The sequence below is a fragment of the Mucilaginibacter sp. OK268 genome (assembly GCF_900103125.1).
GTDB lineage: Bacteria > Bacteroidota > Bacteroidia > Sphingobacteriales > Sphingobacteriaceae > Mucilaginibacter.
In genome coordinates this window covers 303661-323444 of sequence record NZ_FNJV01000007.1, presented here as the reverse complement: position 1 = coordinate 323444, position 19784 = coordinate 303661, and the positions used below count along the sequence as shown (strand labels likewise).

Annotated in this window: 20 protein-coding genes; 3 read left to right on the top strand and 17 right to left on the bottom strand. The window is 47.5% G+C overall.

All coding sequences use genetic code 11. The features are described 5' to 3' along the window. The 11 genes from adhP to BLR84_RS21415 form a co-directional block, all read right to left on the bottom strand. Positions 1-1035, bottom strand: coding sequence for an alcohol dehydrogenase AdhP (gene adhP, locus BLR84_RS21465; protein ID WP_090472235.1), 1035 nt, complete (start codon positions 1033-1035; stop codon positions 1-3). 33 nt (positions 1036-1068) lie between these two features. Beyond that, positions 1069-1413 (bottom strand): hypothetical protein, encoded by a 345-nt coding sequence (locus BLR84_RS21460; RefSeq protein WP_090472233.1) that lies wholly within the window; start codon positions 1411-1413, stop codon positions 1069-1071. A 254-nt stretch (positions 1414-1667) separates the two neighbouring features. Beyond that, positions 1668-1853, bottom strand: a complete 186-nt coding sequence (locus BLR84_RS21455) for a hypothetical protein (RefSeq protein WP_090472231.1) — start codon at positions 1851-1853, stop codon at positions 1668-1670. 58 nt (positions 1854-1911) lie between these two features. Continuing rightward, positions 1912-2601 (bottom strand): sulfite exporter TauE/SafE family protein, encoded by a 690-nt coding sequence (locus tag BLR84_RS21450; RefSeq protein WP_090472229.1) that lies wholly within the window; start codon positions 2599-2601, stop codon positions 1912-1914. Next, positions 2598-3020 (bottom strand): FixH family protein, encoded by a 423-nt coding sequence (locus BLR84_RS21445; RefSeq protein WP_090472227.1) that lies wholly within the window; start codon positions 3018-3020, stop codon positions 2598-2600. The genes BLR84_RS21450 and BLR84_RS21445 overlap by 4 nt, the downstream gene beginning before the upstream one ends. A 4-nt stretch (positions 3021-3024) precedes the next feature. Beyond that, positions 3025-4404 (bottom strand): cytochrome c oxidase accessory protein CcoG, encoded by a 1380-nt coding sequence (gene ccoG, locus BLR84_RS21440; RefSeq protein ID WP_369829193.1) that lies wholly within the window; start codon positions 4402-4404, stop codon positions 3025-3027. Next, positions 4405-5313 carry a cbb3-type cytochrome c oxidase N-terminal domain-containing protein gene (locus tag BLR84_RS21435; RefSeq protein ID WP_090472225.1) on the bottom strand — a complete coding sequence of 303 codons (909 nt, stop codon included), beginning with the start codon at positions 5311-5313 and terminating at the stop codon, positions 4405-4407. Continuing rightward, positions 5310-5501 carry a hypothetical protein gene (locus BLR84_RS21430; protein ID WP_090472222.1) on the bottom strand — a complete coding sequence of 64 codons (192 nt, stop codon included), beginning with the start codon at positions 5499-5501 and terminating at the stop codon, positions 5310-5312. Before BLR84_RS21430 ends, BLR84_RS21435 begins: the two co-directional genes overlap by 4 nt. Before the next feature lie 25 nt (positions 5502-5526). Beyond that, entirely contained in the window at positions 5527-7641 is a 2115-nt protein-coding gene (ccoN, locus tag BLR84_RS21425) for a cytochrome-c oxidase, cbb3-type subunit I (protein WP_090472220.1), read from the bottom strand. Between the two features lie 85 nt (positions 7642-7726). Continuing rightward, the gene (ccoS, locus tag BLR84_RS21420) at positions 7727-7888 is read right to left on the bottom strand and encodes a cbb3-type cytochrome oxidase assembly protein CcoS (RefSeq protein WP_090472218.1); all 162 of its coding nucleotides are present in this window, start codon (positions 7886-7888) and stop codon (positions 7727-7729) included. After that, positions 7885-10275 carry a heavy metal translocating P-type ATPase gene (locus BLR84_RS21415; protein WP_090472216.1) on the bottom strand — a complete coding sequence of 797 codons (2391 nt, stop codon included), beginning with the start codon at positions 10273-10275 and terminating at the stop codon, positions 7885-7887. The genes ccoS and BLR84_RS21415 overlap by 4 nt, the downstream gene beginning before the upstream one ends. Before the next feature lie 341 nt (positions 10276-10616). Between BLR84_RS21415 and BLR84_RS21410 the strand changes: the two genes are divergently transcribed. Then, complete coding sequence (locus BLR84_RS21410; RefSeq protein ID WP_090472214.1) at positions 10617-11588, top strand: DUF542 domain-containing protein; 972 nt, start codon at positions 10617-10619, stop codon at positions 11586-11588. A 39-nt stretch (positions 11589-11627) separates the two neighbouring features. Beyond that, the gene (locus tag BLR84_RS21405; RefSeq protein WP_090472212.1) at positions 11628-13415 is read left to right on the top strand and encodes a hypothetical protein; all 1788 of its coding nucleotides are present in this window, start codon (positions 11628-11630) and stop codon (positions 13413-13415) included. A gap of 49 nt (positions 13416-13464) precedes the next feature. Here BLR84_RS21405 and BLR84_RS21400 read toward each other — a convergent pair whose 3' ends face one another. From BLR84_RS21400 to BLR84_RS21385, 4 genes are all read right to left on the bottom strand, one after another. Further along, positions 13465-14310 (bottom strand): universal stress protein, encoded by an 846-nt coding sequence (locus BLR84_RS21400; RefSeq protein ID WP_090472210.1) that lies wholly within the window; start codon positions 14308-14310, stop codon positions 13465-13467. 16 nt (positions 14311-14326) lie between these two features. Further along, positions 14327-14758 (bottom strand): hypothetical protein, encoded by a 432-nt coding sequence (locus BLR84_RS21395; RefSeq protein WP_090472208.1) that lies wholly within the window; start codon positions 14756-14758, stop codon positions 14327-14329. A gap of 19 nt (positions 14759-14777) precedes the next feature. Further along, complete coding sequence (locus tag BLR84_RS21390; RefSeq protein WP_090472206.1) at positions 14778-15647, bottom strand: universal stress protein; 870 nt, start codon at positions 15645-15647, stop codon at positions 14778-14780. Positions 15648-15721: 74 nt separating this feature from the next. Beyond that, on the bottom strand, positions 15722-15937 hold the full coding sequence (locus BLR84_RS21385; RefSeq protein ID WP_090472204.1) for a hypothetical protein: 216 nt from the start codon (positions 15935-15937) through the stop codon (positions 15722-15724). Between the two features lie 286 nt (positions 15938-16223). On the opposite strand from BLR84_RS21385, the gene glgP reads away from it, so the two are divergent. Next, complete coding sequence (glgP, locus tag BLR84_RS21380) at positions 16224-17966, top strand: alpha-glucan family phosphorylase (protein WP_255367010.1); 1743 nt, start codon at positions 16224-16226, stop codon at positions 17964-17966. A gap of 64 nt (positions 17967-18030) precedes the next feature. Here glgP and BLR84_RS21375 read toward each other — a convergent pair whose 3' ends face one another. Together BLR84_RS21375 and BLR84_RS21370 are read right to left on the bottom strand one after the other, a co-directional pair. Then, complete coding sequence (locus BLR84_RS21375; protein ID WP_090472203.1) at positions 18031-19041, bottom strand: lysylphosphatidylglycerol synthase transmembrane domain-containing protein; 1011 nt, start codon at positions 19039-19041, stop codon at positions 18031-18033. Positions 19042-19110: 69 nt separating this feature from the next. Beyond that, positions 19111-19560, bottom strand: coding sequence for a pyridoxamine 5'-phosphate oxidase family protein (locus BLR84_RS21370; protein WP_090472200.1), 450 nt, complete (start codon positions 19558-19560; stop codon positions 19111-19113). Between the last annotated feature and the right edge of the window lie 224 nt (positions 19561-19784).

Here is a 19784-nt window from a genome sequence, read left to right as displayed (position 1 = left end):
TCAGGGTTTGGCAATTTCCAGCACAACACGTCCGTCGATCAGGCCTTTTTTCATATTATCAAAGACATGATTGATATCTTCCAACTTTGCGGCGTGTACCGTTGCTTTTACCTTGCCTTCTATGGCAAAGGCAATAGCTTCCTGCATATCCTTACGGGTTCCGACGATGGAGCCGCGGACCGTATAGCGGTTCAACACCGTGTCGAATATGGAAAGGTCGAAATTCCCTTTGGGCAACCCGTTCAGGGCAATGGTGCCTTTTCGACGCAGCGCGGAGATACCCTGCTGAAAGGCTATCGGGGAAACGGCGGTAACTAACACACCATGCATCCCTCCTGTTTCTTTTTGAAGAAAAGCTCCCGGATCTTCTTCTCCTGCATTCACCACGAGATCGGCACCCAGTTTTTTGGCCAGGTTCAGTTTATCATCAGCGATATCTATAGCGGCAACATGCATGCCCATGGCTTTTGCATACTGAACAGCCAGATGTCCCAGGCCGCCAACGCCGGAAATAGCGACCCATTCGCCGGGCTTAACCTCGGTTTCTTTCAGGCCTTTGTAAACCGTAACGCCGGCACAAATGATCGGCGCCATTTCGGTAAAGTTAATTCCTTTGGGAAAGCGCGCTACGTACCTGGGATCAGCCAGGACATATTCCGCAAAGCCGCCGTCAACGCTATAACCGCCATTCTGCTGAGTTCCGCATAGCGTTTCCCAGCCGGTGATACAAAACTCACAGCAGCCGCAGGCGCTATAAAGCCAGGGCACGCCAACGATATCACCTTCCCGGATATCTTTTACCTCCGCGCCCATCGCGACAACATAACCAATGGCTTCGTGTCCCGGAACCAGCGGAAGTTTGGGTTTTACCGGCCAGTCGCCGTTACAGGCATGCAGGTCAGTATGACAAACACCGCATGCGATCACTTTTACGAGGATCTGGTCGGCATGCGGCTTTTTTACGGCCACTTCTTCTATTTGTAAGGGTGCGCCAAACTGACGGATCACCGCTGCTTTCATTTTCTGAGGTATCATATTCGGATTGATATAAAAAGCTTATTTCATCATTTACAGGACACAGATCAATACCATCAGGGCATGAACGATGATACTGGCCGCAAACAAGCGAAGTAGGGTCTTAATTCCGGCTCCGCCCATGCCCGCAATGATATTAGCGAAGAATAAGGCTAATGTAACTGTCAGCACCAGTATAGGGGCATCATCATAATAAATGAGCACCGCCGGAACGGGGAGAAAAAAGACACCCTGAACAACCAGGGAAAGCAGGAACCACAGCGTTTTATTTTCGGACTGGCTCTCCATAAAAGCGGTCCATTTGCTGATGAGGTTATTTGAATTGGATTTTGCTGCCGCTTTGGTGCTCCATTGGGCAGAAGCTGTTAAAGTTGCCATTATTGATCTATTTAATACTACAAATATCCGTCGCGGCTCAGGACCATTCCATGATGAAGGTCCTGTATAAATATGATATAGATCACCTTTCATCCGATCTACTGGTAAGCTGTTGGTATGGCGTTTCAACGACGAACAGGACCGCCTGGTGAAGGCGTATAAAAGAGGCCGTTTTTAAAATCCGCCAGGGAAAAGGCCATTAGGATCTATCACCGGTCTCTGCAGGGATAATCGTTTTAAAAACCATGCAGTAATTAGAAGCTCATACCCTTTTGCTTCATCTCCCCAAGCAGTTTTTCCGGTATAGGCCTGCATGAACAATTTTTCCGGTGTTCCAGGTGCCAGTTCACCCTTTGTGCAAATGTTGCATTTTTAGGCATCGGGTTTGCCTGGTGCCATTCCTTGTTAAATTTGGATTCTTCTTTACCTGGGATTTTCATCGGGGATCATATTAATTTAAAAATTTCCGGCATTATCATTTTCAGCTGCCGGATAACGTCAGTGACAGCTGGTGATACCGGACGCTTGCTTTGCCGGGCTCAGGTAAGGGATATTCATGCCCAGGCCGCGCAGTACAAACCAGCAGCCGAGGCAAACCATCAGGTAAGGCATGACGCTATTGATCCGCCGCCGGAACAAAGGGCCGATAAAGCCCGAACCGACCGTTGCCAGCAGCATTAAGGGAAAGGTACCTAACCCAAACCAGAGCATATAGCTGGCGGATGCATAAGGCGAGGACGTATTCACGGCGCCGATCAATGCCAGGTAAACAAAACCGCAGGGCAGGAATCCGTTCAGTATACCGACGACGAAATGCCCGGCTTTATGCTTTAAGGCATAACTGATCAGCCGGTTAACAGGTGCCAGGAATCCGGACATCATCCGGCTTTTGGAAAATTTCACTTTGATCAGCCTGGAAAAGCCGGCGCCGATGATCAGGAGGCCGCTGATCACGCTGACACCCTGCTGCAGACCAGCCAGCCAAAGCTGGCGCCCCAGCAAACCGATCAGCAAACCCAAAAGCGAGTAACTCATCACACGCCCGGCGTTATAAGTAGTTTTGTCGATGATGATCCGCCACCAGCGGGCATCAAACGACGGTATCGCGAAAGCCAGCGGCCCGCACATCCCGATGCAGTGCACGCTGCCAAACAGACCGATAAAAAAGGCGATCTGGTTGCTGTTCATCGAATATCCACCTCCTGTTCATATAAGTAATTTTTTTGATCACTTTTCCATTCCAAAACCAACCGCCAGCGCCCTTTGACGAGTGCGGCGACAGCAAACGCAGCCGTTTTCCCGTCAGCGGTATTCAGGGGAAATACTTTATCCAATGCCTCGCTCGATGGCCTGATAAACCTGACATTTCCCTTTGCACCTTTCCTAAAGTCAATACGGACGGAATCCCCGTTAATCCGGATTTGCGGCCCGGCCTTATCAGTGACGACCTGTCTTTCCTTATTATAGTCCTGATCGAAATTCAGGCCCTTTTCATAATAGTGATGATCATACTCATCGGCAGGCATCCTGAACATGTGTACACACATGCCAATGATGAACAGCATAAACAGGGCCATGCCCAAAATAATTCCTTTTCCCCAGTTCATTTCTTTAATCGTTTGATGGCCCCACAAAAGTGGTGCTGACCGTTTGTATAATTCTGTTGTTAAATACCAGGTTAATTTTCACCTCCGTTTTTTCCGCCTTAATGTCTTTGTCAGCAATCATCAGGAAAAAGACCGTTTTTGCTGAACCTCCCGCGTTGACTTCCCCCGGCGCCTGGATATATTTTACTTTAATCACAGGGTCAGCCGGAACAATGGAAATCCTCCTGCCCTTGTTGGATTTATTGATAATTTCCGCATTGTAGATATTACTGATATAATGACCGGGCTGTTCCTGGTAAAGCATTCCCGCACTGCGTAAAATGCTTAGATCCATATCACTGCGACTGAAAATGAAGTAACACAGTACCGCCATCATCACAACGATAACCCCGCCATATCCCATCATTCTCCCGGTAACGGATGGCTTTTCCTTTTCCCGTATCCTGTTTTCAGAATAAAAGCCAATCAGGTTTGGTGGCTTGTTTATTTTAATCATCACCTCATTGCACACATCGATGCAGGCCGTGCAATTGATACATTCCAGTTGCGTGCCCTTCCGGATATCGATACCTGTCGGGCAAACATCTACGCACAGGCCGCAATCCACACAATCCCCTTTATGCTGATGGTGCAGATCCTCCTTTTTGTTTAATTTCCCACGGGGTTCCCCCCTGACATCATCATAAGCCACAACCAGCGTATGCTCGTCGATCATGACACCCTGTAAACGGCCATAGGGGCAAAACAGCGTACATACCTGTTCGCGTACCCGGCTGTAAATCAAATAAAAGACCAGCGTAAACACCCAGATGCTGATAAACCCTACCCAATGGAGGCTTATCGGCTCCATCATGATCCTGATCAAACTTCCACTGCCAATGATGTAGGCGAGGAAGGTGTTGGAGATCAAAAAAGAAATGACAATAAACAGGGTATGCTTTGATCCTTTTTTAAGCATTTTCTCCTTTGTCCAGGAACTCGCGTCCAGTTTTTTGGCTTTTGCGGGACTGCCCTCGATCCAGACTTCTATTTTCCGGAATACCAGCTCCATGAAAATGGTTTGCGGGCAGATCCATCCGCAAAATATCCTGCCGAACGCGATGGTAAACAGGACGACGCAAACTAAAAAGACCAGCGACGCGAGAACAAACAGGAAAATATCCTGGGGCCAGAAAACCTGTCCCAGGATGACAAACTGCCTGTCTATAAAGTCCAGCAGTAAAAGCGGCTGCCCCTTGATACGCAAATACGGGCCGGCAAAAAACACAGCCAGGTAAACATAGCTGATCCGGGAACGCCAGCGATACAGCTTACCTTTCCGGATCAGCGGATAGAGCCATTGGCGTTTGGGTGTTTCTTTTGCTACCAGTAGTCCGTCCATCATTTATTTATTAGCAACGAGTTTTTGATCCGTATCCGCTTCTTTGGTTCCCTGAGGAGCCTTGGCCCCTGCGGGGTTAGAACCATGCAATGATTCGATGTAATTGGCTACATCGGAAATTTGTTTGGGTGATAGTTGTTTTTCCCAGGTCGGCATACCTTTCGATAAAACCCCGTACTTAATGGTTTTGAAGAGGTCATTGATCTTGCCGCCATGCAACCAGTAATCGTCGGTCAGGTTGGGGCCCACGTTTCCCTGGGCATGATCGCCATGACAAGGGGCACAGGTACTTTTGAAAATAGCCTGTCCCGAGGCGATCACCACAGGATCGTGCAGCAGCTTCACGGTATTTTCATCCACGCGATTAGCAGCTTTACTTAAAAAGGCTTTCTTTTCGATGTCTGCCTGCGCCATTTCCGTCCGGTACTCCGCATATTGCAGCTGCCCGGTTTTAAATACGTGATAATTCAGCAGGTAACCCACCGCGAAAATGATCGTACAGTAAAACAGGTACATGAACCATGCGGGGATCGGGTTGTCGAGCTCCTGGATGCCATCATAATCATGGGCGATCAGCAGTTCCTGTTCTTCAGTCAGTGGTTTAAGGGATAAAAGCTTTTCCCATACCGCCGCTTTTGGTTTCTTCTCTTTTTTAGGTTTTACAGGGTTCATTTCGGCGTCTATTTCTGCCGCTGTCAAACCCTGCTGCTTTAATACGACCCTGGTCAGGATCTTAAAAGTCTTTAACAGCACCAGCATGACGATAACGAAGAGCAGCAACATGCTCACAATGGCGCCAAACCCGATATAGTTCATGACATCCCCGGGTATCAGGCTGTCGTCGCCGGCCATGGCCGGCCGTATAGCAAACAGCAACAAGGCTGTCATCAGGAGTATCCGGTGGTATTTCATGATTGTAAAGGTGGTGTTGAATCCGTTAAACTGTCGTGAAGGGGAAGATCACGCATGTGATCCACATGCTGTTTCCGGATACGGATCAGCATGATCGTTACAACGATAAAGAACACAAAGAATATCCCCAGGGAGAAAAGCAGGTAGGCCTGGTTTGCGTTGATATTTTCGGTAAATTGCTTAAACATGGTCTTTCTTATTAAGGGTTACTGGCTATTTATTGGCTTTGATATCTGTTCCCAGGCGCTGCAGGTAGGCAATGAGCGCTATGATCTCCCGGTTGTTTTTAACCCTGATCTTGTCCAGGTACAGGTTATCGCTGATCTGTTTCGCCTGTTTATCCAGGTCGCGGTTGGCTATATTTTCATATCCCAAAGGATAGGGAACACCCAGAATCCGCATGGCGTGTATTTTGGCCCGTGTCGTGGTCGTATCCAGTTTCTGCGAGATCAGCCAGTCATATTCCGGCATAATGCTGCCGGGCGACATCAGGCGCGGGTCCATGAGGTGATTATAGTGCCAGGCATTACCGTATTTCTGCCCTTCCCTGGCTAGATCGGGCCCCGTACGTTTGGATCCCCATAAAAAAGGATGATCGTAAACGAATTCGCCGGCTTTACTGTACTCCCCATACCGTTCTGTTTCTGAACGGAACGGTCTGACGGTCTGCGAGTGACAGTTGGAACAGCCTTCCCGGATATAGAGGTCCCTGCCCTGCAGTTCCAGCGGTGTATAAGGCTTAACCGCCGCGATAGTTGGGATATTAGAAGAAATCGTTAAGGTAGGCATCAGCTCCACAAAGGTGCCGACAAGGATAACCAGTAACGCGGCGATCAGCATCTGGATAGGCCGGCGCTCCAGCCGGCGGTGCCAGCTGCTTTCTCTGGCGACCTCCTGAGCAGGTACCAGGGGCATAGCTTGCGCCGCTTCATTGGCCACCAGTTTGCCCTGCAAGGCGGTTCTGGTAAGGTTATATCCCATAACGATAACACCCAGCAGGTACATCGCGCCCCCTGCGGCACGCATCATATGCATGGGCAGGATCTGGAGCGTAGTTTCTAAAAAGTTAGGATATTTTAACATGCCTTCGGGCGTAAACTCCTTCAGCATCAGGCTTTGTGTAAAACCCGCCCAATACATCGGGATGGCGTAGAAAAGGATGCCAAGGGTCCCGATCCAGAAATGGAAGGAAGCCATCTTTTTGGAGAACAATTCTGTTTTATAAATACGGGGTATGAGCCAGTACAGGATAGCAAAAGTTAGGAAACCATTCCAACCCAGTGCACCGACGTGCACGTGAGCAATGATCCAGTCGCTGAAATGCGCGATACCGTTCACTTGTTTGAGGGAAAGCATCGGTCCTTCGAAGGTGGCCATGCCATAGGCAGTCAGCCCGACAACCATAAACTTCAAGATCACGTCATCTCTTACCTTATCCCAGGCTCCGCGAAGGGTCAGTAAACCGTTGATCATGCCACCCCAGCTCGGAGCGATCAGCATGATGGAAAAGGCGACACCCAATGATTGGGCCCAGCCCGGCAGTGTGGTGTATAGCAAGTGGTGAGGGCCGGCCCATATATAAATAAAGATCAGCGCCCAGAAGTGCAGGATACTTAGTTTATAAGAATAGATAGGGCGGTTAGCCATTTTCGGCAGGAAATAATACATCATGCCCAAATAAGGCGTGGTCAGGAAAAATGCGACAGCATTATGGCCGTACCACCATTGAACCAGCGCGTCCTGTACACCGGCGTAAACCATATAACTTTTAAGGGGAGATACCGGCAGCTCAAAAGAGTTGACGATGTGCAGCACTGCAATGGTAACAAATGTGGCAATGTAAAACCAGATCGCTACATAAAGATGTCTTTCGCGGCGTTTGAAAATGGTACCGAACATATTCCAGCCAAACACCACCCAGATGATAGTGATGGCGATATCTATCGGCCATTCCAGTTCCGCATATTCATGTGAGGTGGTAAAACCGAGCGGCAGGGTAATGACGGCAGAAACGATGATCAGCTGCCAGCCCCAGAAATGGATCTGGCTAAGCATATCACTGAACATTCTTGCCTTCAGCAGCCGCTGCAGGGAGTAATACACCCCCATAAAAATAGCGTTGCCTACAAAGGCGAAAATGACCGCGTTGGTGTGCAGTGGCCGGATGCGTCCGAAGGTGGTATACTGGTTGTGCATATTGGCGCCCGGTTGAAATAACTGGATGGCCGCGATCAGGCCAACGGTCATGCCGATGATCCCCCAGACTACGGTAGCAATACCAAAATTCCGGACGATCTTGTTGTCATAGTAAAATTTTTCGGGTTGCATAAATTGATCTCTGTTTATAGTGGTAAAATTATTAAGGCTTATTGGGTGGCCGCATGACGACAGGGAGCTTTAAAAATGATTGAAATCATTTTTCATCAGCTTTAGGCTCGTCATCGTCCAGCAGGATCCGCATCGATGGTGTATAGAGGTCATCATTTTGTCCACTGCGCTGGGCCCAGAAAAATGCGCCCAGGAAGATCAGGGCAAGCAAAACGCTGCAGCCGATCAGGAAATAGATGATATTCATATCAATTTTCTCCTTTTCGCGGCAAAATGAGTGGCGAGCGTGGTAAATGAGATGATGGTCACGGTGCTTAGCGGCATCAGTACCGCTGCCACCAGGGGTGACAGACGACCGGTGACCGCATAACTCAGACCGACCAGGTTATACGTGAGCGAGATCAGGAAAGAGGTATGGATGATATGAACGGTGTCTTTTGAAAAACGCAGGAATGCCGGCAATTTATGAAAAGAACGGCCGTCGAGGATCGCGTCACTACCCGGCGAAAAATTATTTACATCATCCGTCACTGCTACGCCCAGGTCGCTTTGTTTCAAAGCTCCGGAGTCATTCAGACCATCGCCCAGCATCATGACTTTGTTCCCCTGCTGCCGGAGTGTTTCGACCCGGTCAAGCTTCTGCTGTGGGGATTGGCTGAAATACAGGTGCCCCTCATCAGGAAAGAACCGGAGCAATTCGTCCCGTTCATGGTCCTGATCGCCGGACAGCAGGTAAAGGGAATAGGCAGACTTTAACTCCCCTATCCTTTCCATGCCCTCCCGATATTCCTGTAAAAAGGTAAAATAGCCCAGAAAGCTGCCATCGATCATCAGGTGAACGCGGGTCATTAGTTTGGTTTCCTTAAAATCGCCGAAGATAAACTTACCGCTGCCGATACGCAGCAGATGACCACCGATAATGGCCGTAATCCCTTTCCCGGGTAATTCCTTGTAATACGTCACGGGGAGTTTTTCCAAAGCCCCGAAGTATTGGCAGATCATACGGCTCAGGGGGTGAATCGAATTAACACAGGCGCTGTAGATCAATTGTTGCTGCTCCCCTGTCAAGGCTCCGGATAGATCGATACGTTTGCCGCGGCCGGTCGTGATCGTGCCTGTCTTATCCATAACCAGCGTGTTCACGCGGGCCATCTGCTCCACCACCGCGGTATTTTTGAGGTAAAAAAGGTTACGGTCAAAAATGCTTAACGCGGCCGACATCGTAAATGGGGTACTTAATGCCAGCGCACAGGGGCAGGCTACGATGAGCACCGCGGTAAAGGCATCGATCCCACGCCTGTAATTAAACGGCAGCCAGGCCAGCAGGGAGCCAACAGCAATGGCGATCAAAATGATCGTAAAATATTTACTCACCCTTTCATTAAAGGTTTTCATGCGGTTATCCTGTTTTCGGGTAAACGCCTCATTATTCCACAGTTGGGTCAGGTAGCTTTGAGAGACGGGCTTGATCACTTCCAATTCAATAGCCTCGCCAGTCTGCCGCCCCCCTGCGTAAATGATCTCTCCTAATGTTTTGTTAACAGGTACCGATTCCCCGGTTACGAAGCTGAAATCGATCAGGGCCTGTCCCTTCAGCAGGATCGCATCAGCGGGAATGATCTCATTGTGGCGGATCACCATACGATGCCCGGTCACCAGGCCGGAAAGCGGTACCGGTTTTTCTCTTCCCTCTTCGATGATCTGAACTGCTACCGGAAAGAAAGAACGGTAATCCCTTTCAAAGGAAATATGATGATAGGTTTTCTGCTGGACGAATCGTCCCACCAACAGGAAAAATACCAGCCCGCATAAAGTATCAGCAAAGCCCGCACCTGTATGCGTAATGACTTCCACCGCAGTCCGGAGAAATAACACCGCAATACCCAGCGCCAGCGGAAAATCGATATTCAGTATCCCGTTTTTTAAGTTATGCCAGGCAGAAATAAAGTAGCCGCGACCGCTAAAAAATACAACCGGCAAGGTAAACAGGATGTTCAGGTAACCAAAAAAATGACTGAATGTCTGTTCATAACCCGAAAGCCCGAAATATTCCGGAAAGCTGAGCAGCATGACATTACCAAAACAAAAACCCGCCACAGCGATCTTTTGCACGAGGTTGCCTTTTTCTGCTTTGTTTTGCTTTTGGATAATATCCTGCAGGCTGATCAGCGGTTCATAACCCAGGTCATACAGGAGCTCCACCAGTTGCTGCAGGCTGAACGCCCTGGGGTCGAACCGCACGATCAGTTGCTTCTTTAGAAAATCCACCCTTGAATAATAGATGGACGGGTTAAAACGATTCAATTGTTCCAGTAACCAAAGACAGGAACTGCAATGGATCTGCGGAATATACAGGGTAATAACCGACAAATGTTCATCCGTGTAATCCAGCAGCCCGGCCAGAATCACCGGATCACTCAGGTAATCAAACCGTTTATCCGTTCTTGAACGTGTTGCTCCCGGGTGATCATTATAATGATAATAGCTGCAAAGCCCGGCACCGGACAATATTTCATAGACGCTCTGGCAACCCTGACAGCAGAATTGCTTTTCTTCTATTTGATAGGATGAGGTCAGGCATTCGTCACCGCAATGATAGCAGCTGGTTTTGACATGAGTTATGGTTTCCGGCATTTTACTTCATTTTCTTGCCCAAAAATGAAGGATATGTGTTCCCCCCGGAATGATCCCGGGGACTTAAAAAAATGATACCCGTCACTTTTAGTTCCTGAAATATTTTAATTGAGAAAAAGCCAGCCCATCCTCCATTTCCATCGCCGCTCCTGCCGGTCCTGTTTTATTGTCGAAAAACCCGTTTTTTATGGCTCTGGTTCCATTTTAACGGTAACGTCTCTTTTAATAAGCCTGTCCATATTTTCCGTTCCGAAATAAAATAATGTCAAATTGGGCAGTATATGATCATGGTCATTTATTGAACGACCTTCAGAAAATAGCTTTGCAGACAAATTCCTGCAATGGACACACACGAGATAATAGATGTAAGAGCAATTGAACCGGGTTTGAGGCATGCAGCCATCTTTGAAAAATTCGACTCCTTAAATCCCGGAAGGGTATTGGTTATCCGCGACGACCATGACCCGGGTTCATTTTATGACGACCTACAGGCTAAACGCGGAGCTGCTTTTCAATGGGAAACACTGAAAAACGGCCCGCTGATCTGGCAGATCAAGGTGATCAAAAAGGACACGAATGAAGATCAGGAAACCATTGGCAGCATCGTCTCCCTGGATTACCGGAAAGCCCGGGTGTTGAAAAGCCTGGATATCGACTTCATCTGTAACGGAAACAGAACCCTTCAACAAGCCTGCGACGAAAAGAAACTTCCGTATATCGATGTCAGGCAGTTATTGTTTAAAACAGATTCGGTGGAGCCTGACAAGGGAACAAATTACTCCAACTGGGACCTGGCTTTCCTGACAAAATATATCATTGAGTTTCATCACCGTTTTGTCAGTATGCAAACCGGGTTTATCACCTCACTGGCGTATAAAGCCGCTGAATCCGACAGGGTACACCACCCGGAAATTAAGCGGGTCGCGGATTTATTTGCGGGCACCGGAAGAACACTCGAATTAAAAGGAATCAAAGAGGAAAGAACATGGTTCCCCTATATCACTGCGCTATGTGCAGCCTATAAAAACGAAACGACAATAAGGGAAGCAGATTTCGGGCCCGTTTCCGGATTCCTCCATTTGACGCAGGCGGAAGGTAGGAAGGTGCTGGAAGATTTCCGGCTGATCAGGCAACAGACCAATGACTATACAGCTCCAGCCTATACGTCCAACGCCTGCGCTATACTCTACAAGCTGCTTGCAGCTTATGAGGAGGACATCTACCTGCACCTCCACCTGGAAAATAATATCCTCTTTCCTAAAGCTATTGAAATGGAAGCGCTCATGAGGTCAGGAGGACTGATCACCAGGTGAACGTATTTATTAAAATTTAAATCAATCAAAAATATCAATATGAGCCATACATTTCATATCCCTGTATTGGGACTGGGTTATTCCATTGACACGCCTTTAAAGGTCGCCCGTTACGGCATATCGTCCACCGTGTCCATTGTGGATGATGAACTGACAGAAAGGATGCGGCAATACCATGCCCGGTTGAGTGGCGAAGCCTATATACCTATTTTAAAAAAGGAAGAGGATGCAAGGGCCAGGAGGATCACCGCCTACCTGGACCTGATCGACCGCCTGGTTAACCGGCAGTTTGAGGCGATGAAAGCTTTGCCATTCGAAGCCGGGAACGACTTATGCCGTTATTTTGAACTGCTTCCTGAACACGCGCGTTTAAAACAGGGATATGACCTGATGCTGGAGCTGAGCGACGAATGGCAAAAAACACACTTCCAGGAATTGCTCAAACGGGAAATGAAGCGGGGGCCGGTTGATGTCAACATCATGTCTAAAGTGGATAAAATGAATTATACAGCGAACGGCGATTCCAGTGGTGAGCTGAATACAGATGCATTAGCTGCCCTTCGTGGTTTTGCCCGGAGCTGCCTGCAATCCTCCGTGATCCTGTCCGCGGGCATGAACCCGCGGTTATACAGTTACCTGGAAACGTTCGCGGATTTCTACCCTGACGAAAACGGATTGCTCCGTAAAAAGGTTATCCTGAAGGTGAGTGATTTCCGCTCCGCATTTATCCAGGCTAAGTTTTTAGCTAAAAAGGGTATATGGGTATCCGAATTTCGGGTGGAATCCGGGCTCAATTGCGGCGGCCATGCGTTCGCGACAGAAGGGCACCTGCTTGGGCCGATCCTGGAAGAATTCAGGGAGAAGCGCCGGGAAATGGTTGTAGAGCTTTTTCAGGGTTACCAAAACGCTTTATTGGAGAAAGGCATTACCTGCATGGAAACACCAGTACAAAGGTTGAGCGTTCAGGGCGGGATCGGTACAGCTTCGGAAAACGAATTTCTACTGGACCACTACGAGATGGACGCTACTGGCTGGGGCAGCCCTTTTTTACTCGTCCCGGAGGTCACCAATGTGGATCAGGAAACTCTGGAGCAACTGGAACACGCGGAGGAAGACGATTATTATGTGAGTGGTGCCTCTCCCCTTGGTATTTTATTCAATAACTTTAAAAAGAGCACAGCAGAAACACAACGCCTCGAACGGCTGGGTCATAACCGTCCAGGCAGTCCCTGTACCAAAAAGTACTTATGCACGAATACGGAATTTACAGAAAAACCGATCTGTACCGCTTCCAGGGAGTACCAGCAGCTAAAACTAAGGCAATTGAATACACTGCATCTTCCCGGGCCGGTATATGAGCAACAATATCAATCCGTCGTTGAAAAAACATGCCTTTGTGAAGGCCTTTGCGCCTCCGCCTATATCAGGTACGATATGCTGAAACCCAGGGAAAACAAAGCGGTTGCTATCTGCCCCGGGCCCAATCTGGCTTATTTTTCCCGGATCTATACCCTGGACGAAATGATCAATCATATCTATGGCACGGTTGATCTATTGGGTAAGATCAGGAGACCGCATATGTTTATCAAAGAGCTGAACCTGTATATTGATTATTTGCAGCGTGACCTCCAATCTCAATTGAAGGATCTGAGCGATAAAAAGAAGAAACAACTGATGAAGTTCAAGTTACAGTTACAGGATGGTATCAGCTATTATAAAACACTTTTCACGGAAGCTACCGGCCAGAAGCATCTTAGATTCCAGGATTGGATCGGGGAGCTAACCTGCTCGGAAGCAAAATTAAGCGCCATAGAAATACAGGAATAAAAAAGGAGCGGCTTTTACCGATGGCAAAAGCCGCTCCTTTTTTAAGCTTTCAGGGTCTTTGTGGAAGAATGATCACCGGGATAGTAATATGATAAGTCACCTGGCTATGCCGGCCCCTTTTAAAGAACCTGGCCATTTGCTCCCTTGGCTGCTGGACGACAGCAAGCAGATCTGTTTTTTTATTGGCATTCAGCCAGCTCCAATCCTTTTGGACGCTCGTATCGGGAATACTACGAAAATAAAACCCGCCACAATCCAGCTTTTGATATAAATCACGGCTGAGTTGCTTTTCGGCCGCTTGTATGCCGATGTCCGATGGATCTTCGTTCAGGTGGGCAACCATCAGCTCCGCGGCGAAATTTTCCATCAGGCCGCCCAGTTCAGCGATGGAATGGAGATCCTCCCCGTGAAGTTGCGAAGCAAAAGCGATTTTTTCAAAGTTCCTGACCGCGGCGCATTCTGGCACGACAAGTACCGGAACGGTGGCCCAGTCTATGATCCGGTTACAGGTATCACCGAGCACATAGGTAGCCAGGTCATCACTACCGGAAGGAAAAGTAACGATCATATTAATTTCGTTGTTCTCCATGATGGCTGTCATGATATCCACGATCTCCGGGCCTTCCTCATGAAATGCCAATCCGGGTAAACAAGCGCCCGGAAACGATCTGTTTTGCAGTTCCAGTCCCATACGAAAGGTAAAATCTGCCAGCTCATTGACCGGATCTGGCAGATAGGATGGCTCACCGGCCGTCATTAGCTGCCGGTTTGCAGGAACGGTGCTTATGCTAAACAACAATACTTTTGCCCTCATTTTTTTTGCCATATGCATGGCAAAACGCGTGGCGTGGACAGATCTTTCTGAAAAATCGGTCAATACGGCGATCGTGTTCATAACAGTAAATGGCAGTTTATCGTGTTTGCACTGCTTTTTCCGTGGTCATGATCGCTTCCGTATAACTGAACAGTTCTTGCTTAGTCGCCTTAATTGCGGCAAATAAGGTCCTTAATTCCGTTTCCGGTTTATTGTATTTTTCGAGAAAGCTAAGATCCATTTCCTTTTTCTGGTCGCCAATGAAGGGTTTAAGAAAAACGAGAAATTCCGGAACCTTTCTTTTAAGGGAGTCCAGGTGCTGTTCCTGCTCCCTGATTTTTGTTGTGAAGTCCTGCGCTTTTGACGGGATCTCATTCAGCGTGCCCGTTTCCTGGTATTTACACAGGATGTTCTTAAAAAACTGCATTTCATCTTCTAAAAAAGAGAGGTCCTGTAGCCAGTGCTGGCTTAAAATATACAGTTCCTGCAGTTCGTACTCCAGTTGACTGTCTGTTGATATCGTGTTCATAATTTCAATATTGATGAATCTAAACGGATGATTTATCTGGAAAAATCAGCATGGGAATGTGGCTGTGACCGGCTATTTTCTGGGTATGGCTGCCTTTTAGCAGGCCGGTAAAAAAACCGTGTGTACGATGCAGCATCGCCAGCATGTCTACGTGTCCGTCTTCTAGCAGCCAATCCAGGCCGGCTACTGCCCGGCTGCCCTTGATCAGTTCATAATCGATTTTCGGATAATCTGCTTTTTTCACCAATTCTTTTAATGTTTCGTCCAGATAATACTGCAGCTGTGGTGTATTATGCTTTTCATTGTTGACATGTACCAGCAAAATACCCGAATTCAGCGGTTCAGCAATTGCCACCAGTTTACGGATACAGTTCAAATCGGCCTCCATATCGCTAAAGTCAGTGGCAAAAGCAATTTTCTTTATTTTTCTGAAATGAGTTCCCGAAGGCACGAGCAACAGGGGAATACGGCTGCTGTCAATCAGTCTCCGGACATGATTGCCGATCATCCATTGACCCAAACCCTCATTTTGATGGGAACCAATTACCATTAAGCCAGAGCCCTGAAGATCAACGGCCTGGTTAACAATATCACATACGGTACCTGACTCAAGGAAACAGGTAATTGCCGGCTCAAAAGCATCTTTGGTGACATGACCGGAAAGTAAAGCCTCTTTGAGCTGATTTAATTCTTTTGTACTGTCCGCCATTAATTCGTCATAAACATCCATCGGCCAGGCCACAATCCCCGCCTGGGGGATCTCCGCCGGAATGATCATGGCATTACAAAGTGTCACATCGGTTCTTAATTGTCTGGCCAGCTCAAACCCGTAGCGGGCTACCTGTTTTGAACCGTCTGAAAAATCGGTAGTAATTACTATTGTTTTCATGAGTTACACATCTAATTTGTTATGTAAAGCTGGCTAATTGTGCGCGCTTAGAAACTGACGACGGTCACATTTTATCATGATCCTGCATCAGATAAATGGTGGTATTGACCGGCAAAGCCTCCGTCAAAAAACGGGGACCGGATATCCTGCCCGCCGATACGACAACAGCCGGTTCCAGTGATGAGGTCCCGCTGTTTGATAAGCGGGTAGCTTTCCCTTGCTAGCTGGTAAGCCTGGATGATGGTAAGCCCTTTCAGTTCCTGCACGCAAGCGTCCGGTACGTTCAACATAATGATCGTTACCGTAAAGGCCGTCGTTATTATTGCAAACGTCCGGTTTATGCAAAGCATCGATTTGATCATAATTCCACATTTATATATAATAGCATGTCTCCTCCCCGTTTTCCATATGGATATCATCTATTTTAATGACCGGGATCATTCTTTAAACGTCCATTCAAACGGATGTTTGTCATGACTAAATTCAGGCGGGCTGGATCTCCTGGCACAAGGCCCTATCCTGATAACAGGATAGGAACCGGCGCAGGCATGGCAGCGTTCTTTGGGAAGCGCTGCCATGGCATTCGGACTGATATCCATCGGCCGGACGATCGAAAATCCATCCGCTGCATACCCGGTAAAAGACAATATAAACAGTATGATGATGACCCGACAGGAAATTTTTGGCTTTACGCCGAACAGTCAATACAGCACCAGCGTCGCTTATTTCTCCATGGAATTCGCTATTGATCAAGCCTTGAAAATTTATAGCGGAGGCCTGGGATTCCTATCAGGCTCCCACCTGCGCAGTGCATATGAGTTGAAGCAAAACCTCCTGGGTGTCGGCATTTTATGGAAATACGGGTATTATGACCAGGTCAGGGATGGTCAGGCTTTGATGAAAACGGAAATGATCGAAAAAAACTATACTTTTTTGCAGGACACCGGTATCATTTTTACCGTTGCCGTTCATGATTCCCCGGTACATGTAAAGGCCTATATCCTGAAGCCGAAGATCTTTGGTACCTCACCGCTGTTTTTGCTAAGCACCGATATTGCGGAGAATGATGAACTTTCACGCTCGATAACGCATCGCCTGTACGACCCTAACGAGGCGACGAGAATAGCGCAGACTATTGTCTTAGGGATCGGAGGGGCTACATTACTGGACATTTTAGGACTTACGCCTGATATTTACCACATGAACGAAGGCCATTCCGTATCGCTTAACTTTTATCTTTATGCTCAATACAAAAGCCTGAAAGAAGTAAAAAAGCGAGTGGTATTCACCACGCACACACCTGAGATGGCTGGCAATGAATCTCACAGCTATAGTTTGCTTCAGGAAATGTCCTTCTTTTATCATTTGCAGGAGCATGAAGTAAAAATGCTGCTGGGGATGGACGGCGATGAATTTAACTATACCCTCGCGGCACTTCGTTTCTCAGGCAAGGCTAACGGTGTTTCCAAACTTCATGCTGATGTGAGCAGGCAAATGTGGGGAAGCAATCCGAACATTTGTGAAATTACCGCTATTACCAATGCCCAAAACAAAGCATACTGGAAAGATGCCCTACTGGATAATGCCATTACCACTAATGATGACGAAGCTATCGTCATCAGAAAGAAAGAATTGAAAAGCGTGTTATTTAAAATAGTAGCTGATCAATGCGGTAAGCTTTTTAATGAAAATGTACTAACGATTGTCTGGGCAAGGCGATTTGCAGACTACAAACGAGCCGATCTGATCATGGATGACTGGGGCCGGTTTGTTGCCCTGCTCAATCGTACAGATTACCCGGTACAGTTAATCTGGGCGGGCAAACCTTATCCGGAAGACCAGAGCTCCATGGGATTGTTTAACCAGGTCGCCACCCGTACCAAACAATTTGTCAGGTGTGCTGTATTGACCGGCTATGAACTACATCTATCGGGCCTTTTAAAAAAAGGGTCGGATGTCTGGCTTAACAATCCAAGGCTGTACCATGAAGCTTCAGGAACAAGTGGTATGACTGCAGCCATGAGCGGCTCCATTAACGTCTCCATGCCGGATGGCTGGGTACCTGAATTTGCCAGGGACAAAGACAATTGTTTCCTGATTCAACCGGCCGCGGATGCATTATCGGTTGTTGAAAAAGACCTGCAGGAAAACAAAAACCTGATGGATGTATTGGAAAACACCGTGTTGCCGATGTATTACAATAACCAGGCGCAATGGTTGACGCTTCTTAAAAAAGCAGCCGCTGACATCGTACCAGCTTTTGAATCCGGACGCCTGGCCGATGAGTACTATGATAAGCTATACACCAAAAAACCATAATCATTTCCGGACCGGACAAAGTGTTCTTGTTATGACCACTGTCTTTCTATTCGGGCTTGCGCTTTCAGGCTTTTTGTCGGCGGAGGTTCCGGTATAGTAGCAATCCGATGGGGATGGGCAACCAGAAGGTAAAAAAGCGGAAGAGCAGCGTGATAATCAGCGCCGCATGTACGGGCACGCCTAAAAGCGTATAAAAATAAGTCATTGCGCTTTCATAAGCGATCAGCGAGCCGGGCGAAACCGGCAATGAGCCGACTACCAGTGTCAACAACAGACCAAACATGATCCGGCTGACCGCCAGCTGTATATGAAATCCCTGCATAATTGCCAATATGGTTATCAAATCACAAGTAAGGATACAAACCTGTAGGACAACGGCGAGGATGACGGGCCTTTTGTTTTCAAACAGCACTTTCCAGCTGTCTGCATGACCCTGTTGAATAGGCAGCAGACCGGCTTTGGCGATATACCGCTTCATAAAACCAAAATGGCTTAATTTATCCAGCACGAAGGACACAGCCCGTTTGTCAGCGATCAGCAAAACAGCGATTCCCAGGATGATAAAAAAAACAAACCCGGTGATCACCGTATACCGGATAACGGGAGCCACAACAGGTACATGCCCCATATACCAAGCGTAAAAAACGCTTAATAAGGTTAAGAAGGCCATGTAATAACAGATGGACTCCAATATCAGCGCATTAAAAACCCGCGAAGGCGGAACTTTTCTTTTGACCAGCTGCCGGAAAATATAACCGTTGCCGCTGATGCCGCCGGTTGGTAAAGCCTGGTTAATAAACATAATGACCACCGACAGCTTAAAAAGGGTAAAGAGGCCGGCCGTACCTGTTTCACCCATCAGTAAGTTACGTAACATCAGCATGTTGAACAGATAAGTGCTGAACTGGGCAGCTACAGCCAGCAAAAGCCACACTGTACTCATTTCCAAGAGCAACTGCCTGATGTTATTCCATTTTCCGATATATCGGGCGCCAAAATAAAAAACAATAAGGGACAGTGTGTAAAACACGATACGGGAGGGGCTGAATATGGATGTGTTTTTTGGGGGAGACATGAGCTGTATGTTGACCATTGCTTACCCGTTGCAAGAAACTGAAAGAACAACAGAGCTAAATGTTAAGATTTAATACTCATATCGCCCGGTCTTTTCCTTCAGGGCAATTTTATAAACAATGAGTTCCACATTAGTGCCCACATCGCTTTCCTTCTCCGTGATACCATGTGACGGATGGTCCGGCGCATTTTCAGCCAGGGGCATGATCCGGTGGATAATAGCCTGCATCGCCTGCTGCTTTTCATCCATATCCGTGATCTCTTCAAACCGGCCCCACGCGATCACACTTTTCCATTGGAATATGCTTTGGATATCATCAACCTCGAAGCACACTTCCGGGTTCTTGCGCATCATGTCAATTTTCTTTCCCTGGGCGGAATGCCCGTATATATGCACGCCGTTATACGCATAGTTAATCGGAACGATATAACTACGGCCATCCGCATAGCAGGCGATGCGACCGGTGACCTGTTGCCTTAACAGGTCCTCTATTTCCTTTGTTGTCAATTCACCTAACATATCTTGCCTCCTTACGATTATAGCTAAAAACTAGCGGGTTGAAAAAAAGTGAAAGATCACCAAGAGAATAAGCAGCAGCAATTCCACCATTAGAAATAGTACATATGGATTTATCTTACCCCTGCCCTTCTTCCCTATATTTCCCATCCGATTCATCTGGTTGTACTGCTATAATTCGTTAAACGATCTGTACAAAGGTTCAAAAAGAAGCGGCGGTATAAAAT

Bases quoted from the DNA above. Each gene is read 5' to 3' on its own strand.
- adhP (WP_090472235.1), bottom strand. From the start codon at position 1,035: ATGATACCTCAGAAAATGAAAGCAGCGGTGATCCGTCAGTTTGGCGCA.
- BLR84_RS21460 (WP_090472233.1), bottom strand. From the start codon at position 1,413: ATGGCAACTTTAACAGCTTCTGCCCAATGGAGCACCAAAGCGGCAGCA.
- BLR84_RS21455 (WP_090472231.1), bottom strand. From the start codon at position 1,853: ATGAAAATCCCAGGTAAAGAAGAATCCAAATTTAACAAGGAATGGCAC.
- BLR84_RS21450 (WP_090472229.1), bottom strand. From the start codon at position 2,601: ATGAACAGCAACCAGATCGCCTTTTTTATCGGTCTGTTTGGCAGCGTG.
- BLR84_RS21445 (WP_090472227.1), bottom strand. From the start codon at position 3,020: ATGAACTGGGGAAAAGGAATTATTTTGGGCATGGCCCTGTTTATGCTG.
- ccoG (WP_369829193.1), bottom strand. From the start codon at position 4,404: ATGATGGACGGACTACTGGTAGCAAAAGAAACACCCAAACGCCAATGG.
- BLR84_RS21435 (WP_090472225.1), bottom strand. From the start codon at position 5,313: ATGAAATACCACCGGATACTCCTGATGACAGCCTTGTTGCTGTTTGCT.
- BLR84_RS21430 (WP_090472222.1), bottom strand. From the start codon at position 5,501: ATGTTTAAGCAATTTACCGAAAATATCAACGCAAACCAGGCCTACCTG.
- ccoN (WP_090472220.1), bottom strand. From the start codon at position 7,641: ATGCAACCCGAAAAATTTTACTATGACAACAAGATCGTCCGGAATTTT.
- ccoS (WP_090472218.1), bottom strand. From the start codon at position 7,888: ATGAATATCATCTATTTCCTGATCGGCTGCAGCGTTTTGCTTGCCCTG.
- BLR84_RS21415 (WP_090472216.1), bottom strand. From the start codon at position 10,275: ATGCCGGAAACCATAACTCATGTCAAAACCAGCTGCTATCATTGCGGT.
- BLR84_RS21410 (WP_090472214.1), top strand. From the start codon at position 10,617: ATGGACACACACGAGATAATAGATGTAAGAGCAATTGAACCGGGTTTG.
- BLR84_RS21405 (WP_090472212.1), top strand. From the start codon at position 11,628: ATGAGCCATACATTTCATATCCCTGTATTGGGACTGGGTTATTCCATT.
- BLR84_RS21400 (WP_090472210.1), bottom strand. From the start codon at position 14,310: ATGAACACGATCGCCGTATTGACCGATTTTTCAGAAAGATCTGTCCAC.
- BLR84_RS21395 (WP_090472208.1), bottom strand. From the start codon at position 14,758: ATGAACACGATATCAACAGACAGTCAACTGGAGTACGAACTGCAGGAA.
- BLR84_RS21390 (WP_090472206.1), bottom strand. From the start codon at position 15,647: ATGAAAACAATAGTAATTACTACCGATTTTTCAGACGGTTCAAAACAG.
- BLR84_RS21385 (WP_090472204.1), bottom strand. From the start codon at position 15,937: ATGTTGAACGTACCGGACGCTTGCGTGCAGGAACTGAAAGGGCTTACC.
- glgP (WP_255367010.1), top strand. From the start codon at position 16,224: ATGGCATTCGGACTGATATCCATCGGCCGGACGATCGAAAATCCATCC.
- BLR84_RS21375 (WP_090472203.1), bottom strand. From the start codon at position 19,041: ATGTCTCCCCCAAAAAACACATCCATATTCAGCCCCTCCCGTATCGTG.
- BLR84_RS21370 (WP_090472200.1), bottom strand. From the start codon at position 19,560: ATGTTAGGTGAATTGACAACAAAGGAAATAGAGGACCTGTTAAGGCAA.